This is a genomic window from Nocardia uniformis NBRC 13702 (genome assembly GCF_001613345.1).
In the GTDB taxonomy this organism is placed as follows: Bacteria; Actinomycetota; Actinomycetes; order Mycobacteriales; family Mycobacteriaceae; genus Nocardia; species Nocardia uniformis.
Map to the genome: position 1 here is coordinate 35,496 of NZ_BDCE01000007.1, position 13,895 is coordinate 49,390.

The following is a 13,895-nucleotide window of genomic DNA, read 5'->3' on the forward strand; positions in this document are numbered from 1 at the left end:
TGAACGGGGGAGACCGGTGAGTGTGCCGTCCCGGCCGCGATCGGATACGCGATCGCCGGTGGTGCAGCCCTGTGCCCGCTGCGGCGCGCGCTGGACCGTGCAGGGCACCCCGCTGCACTGGTGCCCGCGTTGCCGCGGGGTGCTGCTCTCACCCGCGCCGATCGACTCCCCAGCCGGACGGCGCAATTACCGGTGGGTGGCTCGACCGCCCGGCCGCAAGAACCGTCCCGCGCAGGCCGCGCGGCGGCCGGTTTCCTGGTCGACGCCGCGCTATCCGCAGATTCCGCGCTGGGGACTACACGAAATGCCCCCGCGCGATGCCACCGCGCAATCAGGACGGCTCGAACGGCTGTCCGCCCACGTCCCGCTACTGCTGACCCTGACCGCGGGCATCTTCATCGCCGCCGGTCTCGCCGAATTCGGGCGCTACGCCATCCTGCTGCGCAATCGCACCCGGCTCATCGAACCCTGGCTGCTGACGACCTCCGATGTCACGGTGTACTTCACCGCCCTGCTCGCCCTGGTATCGGCGCTGATCACGGCCGTCGCGGTGGTGGGTCGGCTGATCGAGGTCCGGCGCGCGGCGTATACCGCTGCCGGGAAACGAGATCCGCGTTCGCCGACCACGCTGGCGCTGGGTTGTCTGGTGCCGGGCGCGAATCTGCTGTGGCCGGGCGTCTTCCTGACCGAGGTGGTGCGGGTGCGGCAGGATCCGCGTCTGCTGAAGCCGGTTCGAATCTGGTGGGGCGTCTGGATTTTCAACGCCTTCATGGTGGTCGGTGCGCTGCTGTGGCGGATTCCGGGCACGCTGCAGGCCCAGGCCGACGGGGTGCTGTGGACCGCCGTCGCCGATCTGGTCGCCGCCGCCGTCGCCGTGCTCACGCTGTGGGTGGTGCGCGGTGGTGCGGGTCTGGATCTGCGTGGACGCCCGCATTCGATCAAGCGGTGGACCATCGCGACCACACCGGCCGAACCCGTGATCGAACCCGTCCGCCCGTGTGGATCCGCCGAACGCGCGCCGCTGGCTGCCGTCGGGAATGATGAGTCAGACGAAACCGACAAGGCGGGTGAGCTCGAAAATCCGGTCGGGACGCCGGAATCCGAGCAAGAGGAGGTAATGGCGAAGTGAGCCAGGCCAGTCGTGCGCCGTTCGTGGTCGCGCATCGGGGCGCCTCGGCGGCGCGACCCGAACACACCCTCGCCGCGTACGAACTAGCACTGCGGGAAGGCGCGGACGGCGTCGAATGCGATGTGCGCCTGACCAAGGACGGCCACCTGGTGTGCGTGCACGACCGCACGGTCGACCGCACCTCCTCCGGCACCGGCGCGGTCAGCGAAATGACCCTCGCCGAACTCGAAGCGCTCGACTACGGGGCCGATGGCGAACCCGCCGGACTGCTCACCCTGGCCCAACTCATCGAGCTGGTGCTGGACTGGAAGAGCCGCCCCACCAAACTTTTCATCGAAACCAAGCACCCCGTCCGGTACGGCGCGCTGGTCGAAACCACGCTGCTGACCGAACTGCAGCGCTACGGCATCGCCGCCCCCGCCTCGGCCGACCATTCCCGCGCCGTGGTGATGTCCTTCGCCGCCACCGCGGTCTGGCGCATCCGCCGCGCCGCGCCGCTGCTTCCCACCGTGTTGCTCGGCGAATCGTCGCTGTACCTCTCGGGCGGCGCGGCCACCACCGTCGGCGCCACCGCCGTCGGCCCTTCCGTCCGGACCCTGCGCGAACATCCGGACCTGGTCGACAAGGCCGCCGCCGCGGGCCGCGCCACCTACTGCTGGACCGTCGACGATCCCGATGACATTCGCCTCTGCGCCGATCTCGGCGTCAGCTGGATCGCCACCAACCACCCCGGCCGCACGAAATCCCTACTCGCGGCGGCCTGATCGCGCATCGGGGGTGCACGACCGGCCGCGGCGACTGGCACAACCGAGTGGGGGATTCGATATGCGAAGGCTACGAGGGTTTTTCATCGAAACGGCGTTTATAATGCTGGCGGCGCTGGCCACCTCGGTGATCCTGTCGTTCGTATTCGAGGTCGATGGAACATGGCTGACCGTCGTGTCGGTATCGGTGGGCATGATCCTGGGTAAGACGGTCAGCGCCGCCGTGTGTGCCCGCCCAGCCGGAGCGAAGCGGAGTGGGCCGCCACCGGCCGTGTAGTTTTTGGACCCATGGGTAAGAGCAAGCGCAACAGTCCCAAGCCGGATAGCAATCGGGCGCAGAAGCTGGCCGAGCGCCGCGCCGCGCAGGAGCAGGCTGCCAAGACGGTCACGCGGCCGTTCGAGGGGCTGGCCGCGGAATGCGATCTGGTCGCGCTACGGGAGTTCGTGCCGTCGGCGACCGCGACACTGAAGCTGTCGCCGAATATCGCCCCGGAGCGCCCCGTCGTTCTCGCCACCGTGCTGCCCGGTGCCGTCGCGGCGCTGGTGCGCGCCGGGGACGAGCCGACCGGATTCGTCGGTGTGCAGGTGCAGTTCCAGTCCGCCGATCCGTCCGCTGATCTGGCCGGTTCGATTCTGTGGACGCAGTCCGCCGAACCGGGTGAATCGCTGGCGCACGCCACCGTCGACGGGGTGCCGGGCCTGGCCGATGTACTCGATCCGGGTGCGGCACTGGATATCACCGTGCATCAGGACTTCAACTGGTGGGTTCCGGAGGGTGTCACCCCGGACCCGCAGGTGGCCGCCACCATCGAGCAGGCGAATCAGGCGATTATGACCTCGGCGCGCCTCGAGCTGGGCGCGGACGCCGTCGGCGCGGCCTGGTGGGTGGACGCGGGCGAGAAGGCGCATCTGCGCTGGGTGCGGCCGGAGGACGAGGACGCGCTCATGCTGGCGCTGGCCCGGGTGCACGCCGCCGGTCACCTGCATCTGGGTGAGGGTTCGCGGTTCGCGGGTTCGTTCCGTACCCATGGCGTGCTGGTGCCGGTATTCGATCTGGACCCGGAGCGGCACGCCAACGAATGGGTGGCCGGTGCGACCGAATTCGGTGCGCGGCTGTCGGCGGCGCTCGCGAATACGGAGCCGATGACCAGTGCCGAGCGGCGCTCCCGCGACGGACTGCGTTCCCGGCAGGTCACGCTGCGCTGAACCGCAGGTCGCAGACGTGTTTCCAGGCCCGGAATTTTTACCGGAGAATTTTTTGAAAAACCCTCATTTCTAACCTCTGTCTCGGTTAGGTTCTCATCACCCCTCGAGGTCGGGGGCGGTGAGAACCCCTCACCGAGTTGGTTAGAGATTGAGGAAATATCATGGAAGCGATCCTGGAACTCATCACCGGTCTTCTCGGCAGCCTCAGCGCTGAGTAAGCAAGGCCTACCATCAGGTAGATAAAACGGCAGGCTCGGTCCAGCGCAAGGGACCGAGCCTGCCGTTCTGCTATTCGTTCGGGAAAGTCCCGAATTAGAGGTGGCCACCCGCCGTGGACGGCGCGCCGGAGGCATCCGACGGACCACTCATCTCGCGGGAAACGAAATTCTCCAGGTCGAACAGATTCGAGGCGGCCCGCTCGGCGACATTGACGAGGGTGGTCATATGGGCGACCTCCTCGACCTGCTCCTTCAGGAACCACTGCATGAACTGTTCGCCCAGGTAGTCGCCCTCTTCGCGGGCGGTGCTGGCGAGCTGGACGATCTGATCGGTGACCGCCTTCTCCTGCGCCAGCGCCAGTGCGAGCGCTTCCTTCGCATTCGAGAATTGCGACTTCGCGGCGTCGACGTCGGAGAATTCGACATTGATATCGCGATCGAGGAAGTACTGCACGATCATCATTGCGTGATTGCGCTCTTCCACGGCCTGCTTGTAGAAATGCTTCGCCAGCACGGGCAGATCCGCATTGTCGAACCACACCGCCATGGCGATGTACTGGTGTTCGGCGTTGAATTCGTTCCGGATCTGGTCGTGCAGCAGTGCGTGGAACTTGCTGCGCTGAGTCTTGGCTTGGCTGGACATAGACATGACATTAACGCTGGTCAGACTGCCTGTCATCCAAGTGCAGCCTTATTGAGTGCAGCCTTATTGAGGCAAGTATTGCCTCAATAAGGCTGCCCTTATTGGGTCTAATCGGCGGTTGTGAGCAGTTCGCCGGGTATCGGTTTGTCGTCGGCGAGGGCCTCGAAGAACTGACTCGCCCTCTCCTTGTCCCACAACAGCACATTGCCGACATCCGTGTCGATGAATCCGCCGATCGGCACCGTGGTGGCGATGGGATCGGCGCGCAGGGCCCAACCCAGGCGGGCCAGATCCCAGACATGCGCGCCCCTGTCGACCTTCAGCGACTTGGTCAAGCCCTGTAGCAGCGGCCACGCCCGGAACGGGTTGGCGAGGGTGCTCGCGCCGGTCGCCTTCTTCAGCAGGGCGGCCATGAACAGGCGCTGATTGTTCATACGATCCAGATCGGCCAGCGCGGTCGCGCGACTGCGCACGAAGCCCAGGGAGTTCGCGCCGTTGAGGTGCTGGCAGCCCGCCGGGAGATTGATTCCCGCGAGGGGGTCGTCGATGGCATTGGGCAGGCACATATCGATACCGCCGACCGCGTCCACGATATCGGCGAAACCACCGAACCCGATCTGTGCGTAATGGTCGATCCGCAGGCCGGTAGCGATCTCCACGGTCTGAGTCAGCAGTTGGGGGCCGCCGAAGGCGAAGGCGGAATTGAGCTTGTCCCTGCCGTAGCCGGGAATGCTCACGTACGAGTCGCGCGGCAGGCTCACCAGCGTGGGGGAACCGGACTTCGGAATGTGGATCAAGATAATGGTGTCGGTCCGTTCCGAGCCGACCTCGCCACCGGTCGCCAACTCCCGCTCTTGCTCCGGAGTCAGCCCGGACCGGCTGTCCGAACCCACCAGCAGCCAATTCGTTCCGGGCGTGTCGCCGACCCGATCCGCGTAACCCGGGAGCGCGTCGATGCGGACCAGATTGTTCTCGACATAGAAGGCCGCGGCGAACGGGAGGATGAGCAGCAGGATCAGTAGCGCCAGGAACCAGCGGCCCCAGTGGCGTTTACGTCTGGGGCGCGGCTCCCGCGGTGGTTTGCCGCCGCCGCGTTTGGTGCGCGGCAGGGACGGTGGGGGTGGCGTGCCTTCCCGGTAGGGGCGCGGACGCTGGGTGGGGGCATGCGTGGGTGCGCCCGAATCCCGGTCCGCCGCACCGAGTTTGCGAGTGGCACGGTTCTGGACCGGCATAGCCGCGCGCGGCGGCTGTCCCTGGCCCCGGCGACGGTCGGCCTCCGGGGGACGCGCGTTCGGGTTGCGCTGCGGCTGCGGATTGCGCGCGTTCGGGTTGCGCGGGGGTGGCGGGTTGCGTGGCGGCTGTGGGGCGCGCGCCGGATTCTGGCGTGGCGGCGGCGCCGGATTGCCGTACCTGGATTCGCCTGGATGTGGCAGCGGTCGCTGCGGATGTGCCGGGGGCTGGCCCGCCCGGCCCGGCGGTGGCTCCCGGCGCATCCGTGCATTGTGCCGGGGGTCGTCGCCGTTCATCACTGAGACTGTACTTATTCACCGACCCGGGCGGTTCATCTCGATGTCGTCACGGCAGCCAGGAGACCTGTCCACGCAAGAACGTGTACCCGATATAGGCGACCGTATCGATGAGCGCGTGTGCCAGCAGCAGCGGCCACAGCCGCCCGGTGCGTTGCCAGTATCGGCCGAATATCACGCCCATCACCAGGTTGCCGATACCCCCGCCGAGACCCTGGTACAGGTGATAGCTGCCCCGCAGCACGGCCGACGCCACCAGTGACCGGTTCTCCGACCACCCCAGCGCCCGCAATCGCGAAATCAGCCATGCGACAACGAGAATCTCCTCGGCCGCCGAATTCGCCCACGCCGACAACACCAGTACCGGCAGCCGCCACCAGTGCTCCAGCGAACTGGGCACGATGGTCACGCTGATTCCCATTGCGTGCGCTACCAGGTACAGCGCCAAACCCGGCAGCCCGATCACCGCCGCCAGGACCAGTCCGGGCAGGACGTCACCGCGCCACCGCATCCGGGCCAGTCCGATCGCTCGCGGCCCGATCCCGCTGCGCCACAACAGATAAAGCCCCAGCGCCGCCCACCCCAGCAGGCGCGCCACACTCAGCAGCTGAAATAGCAGGTCGATAACCGACTGTGCCGCCCGTGGCGCGTTCAACGCCACGGTCTGCCCGCCGACCCCACCCGGCGACAGCGCACTCTCGATGAGCGACAGCGCCGCATTGGCCCCACTCAGCCCGAAGGTGACCACCAGGACGACAAGAATTTCGAGCCGTATAGCCCGCTTCTCCCGCTCGGACGCGGGCGCTGGCCACACGGGCGGGGAATCAGCCGAAACCATGCTGGCCAATGTAAGCGCCGGGTGGTGTCCGCCCGGCACCGGCGGAGCCGAGGCAATCCCCGCCATAGCTCTCGCCCAGGGGCAATCGGACCGATCCGCTGAGAAGGTCAGCGCGCGCGGCGCAGGCCCGTGCGTACGCCGCAGCCCGCCAGGGCGCGGACGGCGCGGCTGAGGGCCTCGATGTCGTCGGCGGGGAACTCGAAGGGGAGGCGGATGTCATGGTCCTGCTCGGCGGCTTCGACCCGGAGCGTGACGCCGTAGCGGTCGATGGCGAGGGGGTGGATGAGCGAGCCGCGGCGCAGGTGGGCGGGGATGCGGCGGGCGAGTTGGTCGATGACATCGCCGTGGTCGGCCTGCAGGTGTTGCAGCCAGGCGCCTTCCATTTCGCAGAAGGGATCGGGGCGGGCGGCGCGCAGGCCGTCGCGGTCGACCGCTTCCGCGCCGGTGGAGTCGGCGAGGACGGCGGAGTCCACGACCAGGCGCAGCAGGGTGGTGGTGTGGCCGACATCGAGGAGATTGGGGTGCGGGTGGTCCTCGGCGACATGGGTGGCCAGGGCGCGCTGGGCATGGGCGGGGATGGCCCGAACCCAACCGCGCAGCCAGACGAGGGCGCGTACGGGTTCGCGCAGCACCAGGGGAGCGTGGTCGGTGAGTTCCAGAACCGCGGGGGAACCGACGCTGCCGCCATTGGCGACGAGCATGGCGGCGGTGGAGGTCATGGGCACCGCGATGACCGCGTCGCCGCACTGGCGCAGCAGGTGCACCGAGGTGGGGATGGGGTCGAGGCCGGGCAACGCCAGCATGGCCTGCTCGGCGTGGGAGCAGGCGCTGTGCACGCGTTCGGCGGTATTCGGGGCGACTGCGGTCGGTGCCGGGTGGGGCATACACACCTCCGATAGGAATTAGGTAACCCTAAGCTAAGTGACGCACGTCGCTAGCGCAACTGGTAGCCCGGTGGAACCGGTGGCAGACGCTGTGGTGGATGCGATGGGTGTGATCGCTACGGTGAACCCGTGCCGCACGATCCCCACCCCGCGCCCGAGCCGATTCCGCTGTCGCTCTCGGTGCCCCCGCGCCCGGCTCGGGGGCTCACCGACGGCTTGGTTCGCGCTGTGTCGAGCGAGCCGGGGTCCCAGGTGTTGGATCTGGACGCGTCCGATACCTCCGTCGCCGAATTCCTGGTTCGGGTCGTCCATTCCGAGGGCGGTTTCGTGGCCCGGACCTCCTCGGGCGAACGCGCGGTCGCGATTATCGCCGCCACCGTCGCGGCCCTCATGGGCGAGGACATTCACGCGGCACTCACCGCACCCGATCTCGCCTTCCTGATCGGTCTGAAACCACCTGCCGTGGAAGCGCTGCGCGAGGTACTGCTCGCCATCGAGACCGATGATCAGGCGGGGGTCAACGCTGCGCTCGCGGTCCTGACCACCGCCGCCCGGCAGTAGGGGTTCCACCGCGGATCTCGCGATGGCTGGGCGTGCCGGTGATCGCCAGTGAATGGCTACAAGATCGCCGTCGGTAGGTGCCGCAAGAAAAGTTGCCTGGTCAGCCACTCGTTAGGGTTCGCGTGCTCGCAATCGCGGAAGTGATGCGGCGCACGCAAGTAATCTCGTTACCGTGCCGCGCATTGCGTACTTCGGGCCGTCGGGAACTTTCACCGAGATGGCCCTCGCGAAATTGGAGTCCGTCGGAGCTTTCGACGGGCCGGTCGAACGTGTCCCCGCACCCAGTCAGGCGGCGACCATCGAGCTGGTTCGGGCCGGGAGCGTCGAGGGCGCGGTGGTACCCATCGAGAGTTCGGTGGAGGGTTCCATCGCGGTGACGCTGGATGCGTTGGCGCTGGGACCGCGGGTGCAGATCGTTGCCGAGACCGAGCTCGATGTGGCGTTCACGATTGTCGGGCGGCCGGGAATCGAACTCGCCGACGTGAAAACGGTCGCCGCCTATCCGGTTGCCGCCGCCCAGGTGCGAATGTGGTTGGCGCACCGGCTGCCCGAGGCGGAGATGTTCACGTCGGCATCGAATGCGGCTGCCGCCGAGGATGTGGCGGCGGGCCACGCCGATGCCGCCGTTTCCACCGCTTTGGCCGGGCAGCGGCTCGGGTTGGCGGTACTCGCCGACGGGGTGGCCGACCATGATCAGGCCGTTACCCGGTTCGTGCTGGTGACTCGGCCGCAGGCCGCGCCGCCACGCACGGGTACCGATCGCACCTCCATCGTGCTGGAACTCGCCAATGAACCCGGTTCGCTCATGCGCGCCTTCGCCGAATTCGCTACGCGCGGTATAGATCTCACCCGCATCGAGTCTCGGCCGACCCGTACCGGCATGGGCACCTACCGGTTCTATCTGGACTGTGTCGGACATATCGACGACGCCGCCGTCGCCGAGGCGCTGAAGGCGCTGCACCGCACCGCCGCTCGGATTCGCTTCCTCGGATCCTGGCCCGCGACCTCGGCGTCCGGCGCACCGCCGCCGTCGGACGAACCGGCGGCGGCCTGGCTGGCCGATCTGAAGAAGGGGGTGGCGGACCTGTGACAGGGAAACTGATCCTGGTACGACACGGCGAGACCGAAGGCAATGTCGCGAAGATTCTCGATACCCGGCTACCGGGACTGCCGCTGACCGAACGCGGTGTGGCACAGGCGAAGACATTCGGTGCCGCCCTGACCACCCGGCCGCGGCGACTATTTTCCTCCGAGGCGCTGCGCGCTCGCCAGACCGGCGGCTGTATCGAAGCCGCCACCGGGGTGCCGCTGGAGGTGCTCGAAGGATTGCAGGAGGTGCAGCTCGGCGACCTGGAGGGACTGAACACCTCGGACGCGCACGAAATCTTCCAGGATGTCTATCACCAGTGGCATGTGGGAGATCTCGGCGAGCGGGTACCGGGCGGCGAAACCGGACACGAGGTGCTCGAACGCTACGTCCCCGAACTGGAACGCCTACGCGCGGAGTACCTCACCGGGGGCGATGCCGGTGATCTCATCCTGGTCAGCCACGGCGCGGCCATGCGCCTGGTATCGCGTGAACTGACCGGTGTGCCAAGACTTTTCGCGGCCAATAATCACCTCGACAATACCGAGACGATCGAACTGCTACCCACCGCGCACGGCGGGTGGGAGTGCACACGCTGGGGGCGCTACACGCCGCCGTTCGGCGAGGACATCTCGCCGATCAGCGACGACCCGATGGGGTAGAGCCATTACCCGGTCGGGAACTCTTGCCGCAGCGGCAGTTCCGCGATCAGGTCACTCAGCGCACTGCGCAGCCGGGCCGGGGCGCCGCTGCTGAACGATGTCCACTCGGTGCCGTCGTCGGCGCGGCTGGCTGTCGCGAGGAAGCGGCCGTGGCGGGTGTTGTAGACGGCAATGTGATTATCGGCGACATCCCGGGTGCCGTCGCCGTAGCGCACGGCGACGATCTCGGCATGTGAATACACCTGCACCAGGGCGGATGCGAGGGCTTGGGCATCACGGGGCGGATTGCAGACGCGGGCAAGGCGGTTCGCGGTCTCATTCGCGTCGCCGGTGTCGTCGAAGATGGGGACCAGATCTTCGGTGGGGGCATTCGTTCCGCCGAGTTCGAGCGGTTCGAACGGGCCGAGCGCAGCGATCACGGTGCCCGGAAGATCATGTCCCGCTTCAGCTATGACGTAGGAATCCGGTCCGCGCAGCGCGACCACCTCGAAGTCGTCGCCCTTGGCCAGGCAGCAGCGGTTGACCTGCTCGTTCACATACCAGCGCAGGGCTAGTACCCAGTGCGGCCGGTTCAGGACCCGAAGCCGTTGCGCCAGTTCCGGATGCACCGCATCGCCATCGAGTAGATCGCGCGCGGCGAGGGTGGCGGCCGCCGCCTGCATGGCGCGGTCGTGATCGGCGGCATTGTCGTAGCGGCCGAGGGCGTTCAGCACCACCGGCAGCTCGTCGAGTTCCAGTTTCTCCAGCAGGAACTGCATTTCGTCGAGCGAGACCGTAACCGCCCCCAGCAGGGACGGTCCCCGGCCAGCGCCGAGCACTGTCACCGGGCGGGCTCCGGTTCGGCCCCGATAACGGCGGGCGCGATGACCCGGCCGTCCGCGAAATGCTCGACCGAGCGCCCGTAGGTATTGCCGTCGCGGGTCTGTTCGTCCTCGTCGTTCGCCTGGTTACCCAGTAGCGGGTTGACGGCGTTCGCCGAACGCACCGGTGCGGCCCCATCCACCCGGGCCGGGGCGGTGGCCTCGACCATCGGTGCGGCGGAAGGCGTTGCGCCACCACCGAATCCGGTACCCGCGCCCCAACCCTCCGGCACCCGAAGTGCTCCGGCCCCATTGCCGATGCTGATATTCGCGCCACCGCCGAACGACACGGCATGCGTTGCCACGGCGGCCCCGCCGGCTCCGACGCCGATGGCGGCCATTCCGGCCTGCCCACCGGTCGGCATCGAGTTCACCCCCGCCGCGGGTGCGAAAGCATTGGTGGCCGCCGAGATAGCGGTTCCGGCCACATTGCCCGCGGTGCTGACACCGGAGGTCGCCACCGTTGCGGCGAACTGCGCACCCTGCGATACCGCGCTCATCACGCCCGGATTATTGGCCAGTGCGGCGGCAGCGGCCAGTGCGGTCTGCACCGGGTTTCCACCTTCGCCGAATGCCTGCGCCGCGGCGGCCGGATCGGCCGATCCCGCACCGAGGGCAATGGGCGGCGGCACGAAGAATTCACCGGGCGTGGTGACGAGGGCGGTGGTGGCGGCCTCATAGGTCTCCATCACCAGCGCCGCCCGAATATCGAGTGCGAGCTTGGCCGCCTCGGCCGCTTCGGCGGTGCCGTTCAGCGCGCCGCCAGTGGAATACGCCGCGACCCGGGCGGTTTCGACTACCACGATCTCGGGCAGACTCGGCATGGCGATGGATGCCACGGTGTACGCGGTGGCGTTGGCTGCGGTTTTGGCGGCCAGGGTGGCCGCCATGACGCCCTGCTGTTCGGCCCACACCGTGAATCCGCCGAGGCGGCCCAGCACATTGAGTCCGTTGATGCCCTGTAGTCCGACGCCGACCTCGGCCATGACCCGCGCGACGGTGGCGGTGGCATCCACGTACGCGGCGGTGAGCGCGCCCCACGAACTGGAGGCGGCGGCAATGGGGATGGCGTGTGCGCCCGCGTTCAAGGTGATCGAGTTGATCTCGGCCATGCGCGGCAGCCAGAACACGCCGGTGATTCCCAGGGTCATGCGTCTTCTCCCCTTCAGACCTGAATCGAGGCGATGCCGACGGCGCGGATCGCGTCCTGCGCCAGATATTGCGCGAGCTGACTGCGTAGCGTCGCCGCGGCGTGGTGCAGTTCCAACACACCCTGCGCGACAGCACGGTCATGGCTCAGCGCGGCATGGTTGAAATGGCCCGCGGCCAGGAATGACACTTCCTCGGTACCCGATGGCAGCACGTGGGTGGCCGGTCCGGCCGCCGCGGCGACGGCGGCCAACCGCTCGGCGAGTAGGTCGAGCTCTGCTGCCGCCGCGAGGACAACTTCCGGCTGCACGAGAACGTGACCCACCATGCTCGAGCGCTCCTTCCGCGACTGGCACCGAGAGACCCCACCGGTCCCGTCGAAAGATTGGACGCGCCGCACCCCCGATCGGTTCCAGCAAATCTCGAGCATCCGTGCGGCGTCAGCCCCATCCCAGCTGATGAAGGCGGTCGTCGTCAATCCCGAAATAGTGCGCTATCTCGTGAATCACTGTGATTGCCACCTCCTCGACCACCTCTTCTTCGGTGTGGCACATGCCGAGGATGGGCTCGCGGTAGATGGTGATGGTGTCCGGTAACGCGCCGCCGTAGTGGCTGAAGTCCCGATCGGTCAGCGCGATCCCGTAGTACAGGCCGAGCAGGTGTGGATCCTCTTCGCTGCGGGGTTCGATGAGAATCACCACATTGTCGATGGCCTGCGACAACTCGCGGGGAATGAGGTCGAGGGCATCGCCGACCAGTTCCTCGAAACGGTCGTCGGACATGGAGACCGGCATGGTTATCCGATCACCGCGGCTGCGGAATGACCGGCGGGGCGGCACCCGGCAGCGGTGGCGGGGTGTAGCGGCCGTTGTTCGGCGGCGGGACGGGGGCCTGACCGTCGATGAGGATATCGCCGCGCGCCGAGCCGGTGATGGCCGCGAAGCCCTCCTGGTCCGCACCCTTGCCGACCATGCAATTGAGGCTGTGGCTCCCGGCCAGCCAGCTGCGGGTGTCGAGGAAGTCCCAGAACAGGGTCAGCGTCTTGTTGCGCAGCGCGTCGGCGGAGCCGAGGTAGTTGTTGGAGTCGGTGGCGCACTGCTCCTCCATGAACTTGTCCTGCTCGTCCTTACTGGGCGTATTGCCGGAGAAGCGGGCGGACAGGTCCACGACGGAGATGATTTCGAAGGCGTGCGGCTGACTGCAATCCACCTGATCGGTGGGCAGATTGCGGTTGATGCCGATGCAGCTGCCGACCTCGTAGATCTTGGACTGATTGCTCTCGCGCACGGTGCCGGTGGTGGGCTGGGTGGCCACGCCCGCGCTGGCGGCGACCTGGAGTCCGCAGCGCAGCGTGCGCTCCCCGGCCCTCCAGCCCGCTTCGCCCGGGTTGATCAGGCCGACCACGAATTTGCCGCGCGGGTCGAGCTTGCCGCCGAGGTAGCGCTGGGCGGCGCTGACGCAGTGCTCGTCGCGCAGTTCGGAGAAGCGCAGCGAATCGGGGAAGCGTGAGCCGGAGCCGAATTCGCGACCCGGATATTTGCTCAGGTCGATATCGGCGGTGACCTCGAACAGGTGCTTACCGGCGCAGTCCACCTTCTGCAGATCGCTGGCATTGGACTTGCCCCAGGTGAGGCAGTCGCCCTGCTTGGCTGTCCCGAACGCCGCACCCGCGACCGCACCGGTCGGCTGCGCCCCACCCGGGTTGTGCGCCTCCACCTTTCCGTGGTTGAACCCGGAGACGAACAGCGTCACCAGGGCCGCCACCACGGCCCCGACCGCCACCGCGAGCAGACCCCAGCGCAGGGTCGGCGCGGATAGCGGCCCCCGATCGACGGCGGAGCGGACGGGCGTCAGCAACCGGCCGAGGGCACTCGGGGCCCGACGAACGGGCGGCTTGGACCGCTGCGGTTCTGGAGGCACATGTGAGGACATCGCGCTCCATCATTGCAGCGCGGAGCCGCCGCTCGCCACGTCCGGCTGGGACACCCGCGGATTTCCGGCGGCGCACCTGCCACTCCGGTGGCCGCAACCTCCCCTTTCCGGTGGACGCGACCCGGTAATTCCGGCGGATACGACCCCGTCATTCCGGCGGATACGACCCGTCATTCCGGCGTGCTTTTGGCCGGAATCCACCGCATAGGTTGAGGCGTAGCGGGTGTGGATCCCGGCCAAAAGCACGCCGGGATGACGAGTGGGTCTCGTGCCGGGGACGACGAATGGGGCTGCATGCCGGGATGGCGAACGGCTGCCCCTCAGAATGACGAGCGGGGGCCGCATGTCGGGATGGCGGACGGCTGCCCACCAGGATGACGAGTGGCTGCCCGCCGGGATGGACGGCTGCATGCCGGCCGAGTGGCTGCGTGCCGGG

Annotated in this window: 16 protein-coding genes; 7 read left to right on the plus strand and 9 right to left on the minus strand. The window is 67.7% G+C overall.

The genetic code is table 11. From position 1 onward, the window contains the following. Positions 1-16 precede the first annotated feature (16 nt). From NU1_RS01745 to NU1_RS01755, 4 genes are all read left to right on the plus strand, one after another. Positions 17-1,129, plus strand: coding sequence for a DUF4328 domain-containing protein (locus NU1_RS01745; RefSeq protein WP_245719902.1), 1,113 nt, complete (start codon positions 17-19; stop codon positions 1,127-1,129). Further along, positions 1,126-1,893, plus strand: a complete 768-nt coding sequence (locus NU1_RS01750) for a glycerophosphodiester phosphodiesterase (RefSeq protein WP_067516638.1) — start codon at positions 1,126-1,128, stop codon at positions 1,891-1,893. Before NU1_RS01745 ends, NU1_RS01750 begins: the two co-directional genes overlap by 4 nt. A 61-nt stretch (positions 1,894-1,954) precedes the next feature. Further along, a complete protein-coding gene (locus NU1_RS41050; RefSeq protein WP_157551937.1) occupies positions 1,955-2,170 on the plus strand; it encodes a hypothetical protein in 216 nt (71 codons plus the stop codon). Between the two features lie 11 nt (positions 2,171-2,181). After that, positions 2,182-3,099 (plus strand): DUF5926 family protein, encoded by a 918-nt coding sequence (locus NU1_RS01755; protein WP_067516640.1) that lies wholly within the window; start codon positions 2,182-2,184, stop codon positions 3,097-3,099. Between the two features lie 312 nt (positions 3,100-3,411). Here NU1_RS01755 and NU1_RS01760 read toward each other — a convergent pair whose 3' ends face one another. The 4 genes from NU1_RS01760 to NU1_RS01775 form a co-directional block, all read right to left on the minus strand. Next, entirely contained in the window at positions 3,412-3,960 is a 549-nt protein-coding gene (locus NU1_RS01760; RefSeq protein ID WP_067516642.1) for a ferritin, read from the minus strand. Positions 3,961-4,067: 107 nt separating this feature from the next. Beyond that, positions 4,068-5,486 (minus strand): LCP family protein, encoded by a 1,419-nt coding sequence (locus NU1_RS01765; protein ID WP_067516644.1) that lies wholly within the window; start codon positions 5,484-5,486, stop codon positions 4,068-4,070. A gap of 49 nt (positions 5,487-5,535) precedes the next feature. After that, positions 5,536-6,324: a CPBP family intramembrane glutamic endopeptidase gene (locus NU1_RS01770; protein WP_067516764.1), complete on the minus strand. Its 789-nt coding sequence runs from the start codon at positions 6,322-6,324 to the stop codon at positions 5,536-5,538. Positions 6,325-6,431: 107 nt separating this feature from the next. Beyond that, the gene (locus tag NU1_RS01775; RefSeq protein ID WP_067516646.1) at positions 6,432-7,208 is read right to left on the minus strand and encodes a DUF2470 domain-containing protein; all 777 of its coding nucleotides are present in this window, start codon (positions 7,206-7,208) and stop codon (positions 6,432-6,434) included. A 129-nt stretch (positions 7,209-7,337) separates the two neighbouring features. On the opposite strand from NU1_RS01775, the gene NU1_RS01780 reads away from it, so the two are divergent. The 3 genes from NU1_RS01780 to NU1_RS01790 all read left to right on the plus strand — a co-directional run bounded on the left by NU1_RS01780 (position 7,338) and on the right by NU1_RS01790 (position 9,518). Next, positions 7,338-7,769 (plus strand): hypothetical protein, encoded by a 432-nt coding sequence (locus NU1_RS01780; protein ID WP_067516648.1) that lies wholly within the window; start codon positions 7,338-7,340, stop codon positions 7,767-7,769. Positions 7,770-7,941: 172 nt separating this feature from the next. Continuing rightward, positions 7,942-8,859: a prephenate dehydratase gene (gene pheA, locus NU1_RS01785; protein ID WP_067516649.1), complete on the plus strand. Its 918-nt coding sequence runs from the start codon at positions 7,942-7,944 to the stop codon at positions 8,857-8,859. Next, positions 8,856-9,518 (plus strand): histidine phosphatase family protein, encoded by a 663-nt coding sequence (locus tag NU1_RS01790; protein WP_067516652.1) that lies wholly within the window; start codon positions 8,856-8,858, stop codon positions 9,516-9,518. The genes pheA and NU1_RS01790 overlap by 4 nt, the downstream gene beginning before the upstream one ends. A 5-nt stretch (positions 9,519-9,523) precedes the next feature. Here NU1_RS01790 and NU1_RS01795 read toward each other — a convergent pair whose 3' ends face one another. The 5 genes from NU1_RS01795 to NU1_RS01815 form a co-directional block, all read right to left on the minus strand. Then, positions 9,524-10,342, minus strand: a complete 819-nt coding sequence (locus NU1_RS01795; RefSeq protein WP_067516653.1) for an ESX secretion-associated protein EspG — start codon at positions 10,340-10,342, stop codon at positions 9,524-9,526. Further along, a complete protein-coding gene (locus tag NU1_RS01800; protein WP_067516655.1) occupies positions 10,339-11,529 on the minus strand; it encodes a PPE domain-containing protein in 1,191 nt (396 codons plus the stop codon). The genes NU1_RS01795 and NU1_RS01800 overlap by 4 nt, the downstream gene beginning before the upstream one ends. A gap of 14 nt (positions 11,530-11,543) precedes the next feature. Then, entirely contained in the window at positions 11,544-11,855 is a 312-nt protein-coding gene (locus tag NU1_RS01805) for a PE domain-containing protein (RefSeq protein ID WP_067516657.1), read from the minus strand. Positions 11,856-11,967: 112 nt separating this feature from the next. After that, positions 11,968-12,321, minus strand: a complete 354-nt coding sequence (locus NU1_RS01810) for a metallopeptidase family protein (protein ID WP_067516659.1) — start codon at positions 12,319-12,321, stop codon at positions 11,968-11,970. Positions 12,322-12,331: 10 nt separating this feature from the next. Beyond that, a complete protein-coding gene (locus tag NU1_RS01815; RefSeq protein WP_067516661.1) occupies positions 12,332-13,384 on the minus strand; it encodes a septum formation family protein in 1,053 nt (350 codons plus the stop codon). Between the last annotated feature and the right edge of the window lie 511 nt (positions 13,385-13,895).

Coding starts and splice junctions, on each gene's coding strand:
- NU1_RS41050 (WP_157551937.1), top strand. CDS start 1,955: ATGCGAAGGCTACGAGGGTTTTTCATCGAAACGGCGTTTATAATGCTG.
- NU1_RS01755 (WP_067516640.1), top strand. CDS start 2,182: ATGGGTAAGAGCAAGCGCAACAGTCCCAAGCCGGATAGCAATCGGGCG.
- NU1_RS01760 (WP_067516642.1), bottom strand. CDS start 3,960: ATGTCCAGCCAAGCCAAGACTCAGCGCAGCAAGTTCCACGCACTGCTG.
- NU1_RS01765 (WP_067516644.1), bottom strand. CDS start 5,486: ATGAACGGCGACGACCCCCGGCACAATGCACGGATGCGCCGGGAGCCA.
- NU1_RS01770 (WP_067516764.1), bottom strand. CDS start 6,324: ATGGTTTCGGCTGATTCCCCGCCCGTGTGGCCAGCGCCCGCGTCCGAG.
- NU1_RS01775 (WP_067516646.1), bottom strand. CDS start 7,208: ATGCCCCACCCGGCACCGACCGCAGTCGCCCCGAATACCGCCGAACGC.
- NU1_RS01800 (WP_067516655.1), bottom strand. CDS start 11,529: ATGACCCTGGGAATCACCGGCGTGTTCTGGCTGCCGCGCATGGCCGAG.
- NU1_RS01805 (WP_067516657.1), bottom strand. CDS start 11,855: ATGGTGGGTCACGTTCTCGTGCAGCCGGAAGTTGTCCTCGCGGCGGCA.
- NU1_RS01810 (WP_067516659.1), bottom strand. CDS start 12,321: ATGCCGGTCTCCATGTCCGACGACCGTTTCGAGGAACTGGTCGGCGAT.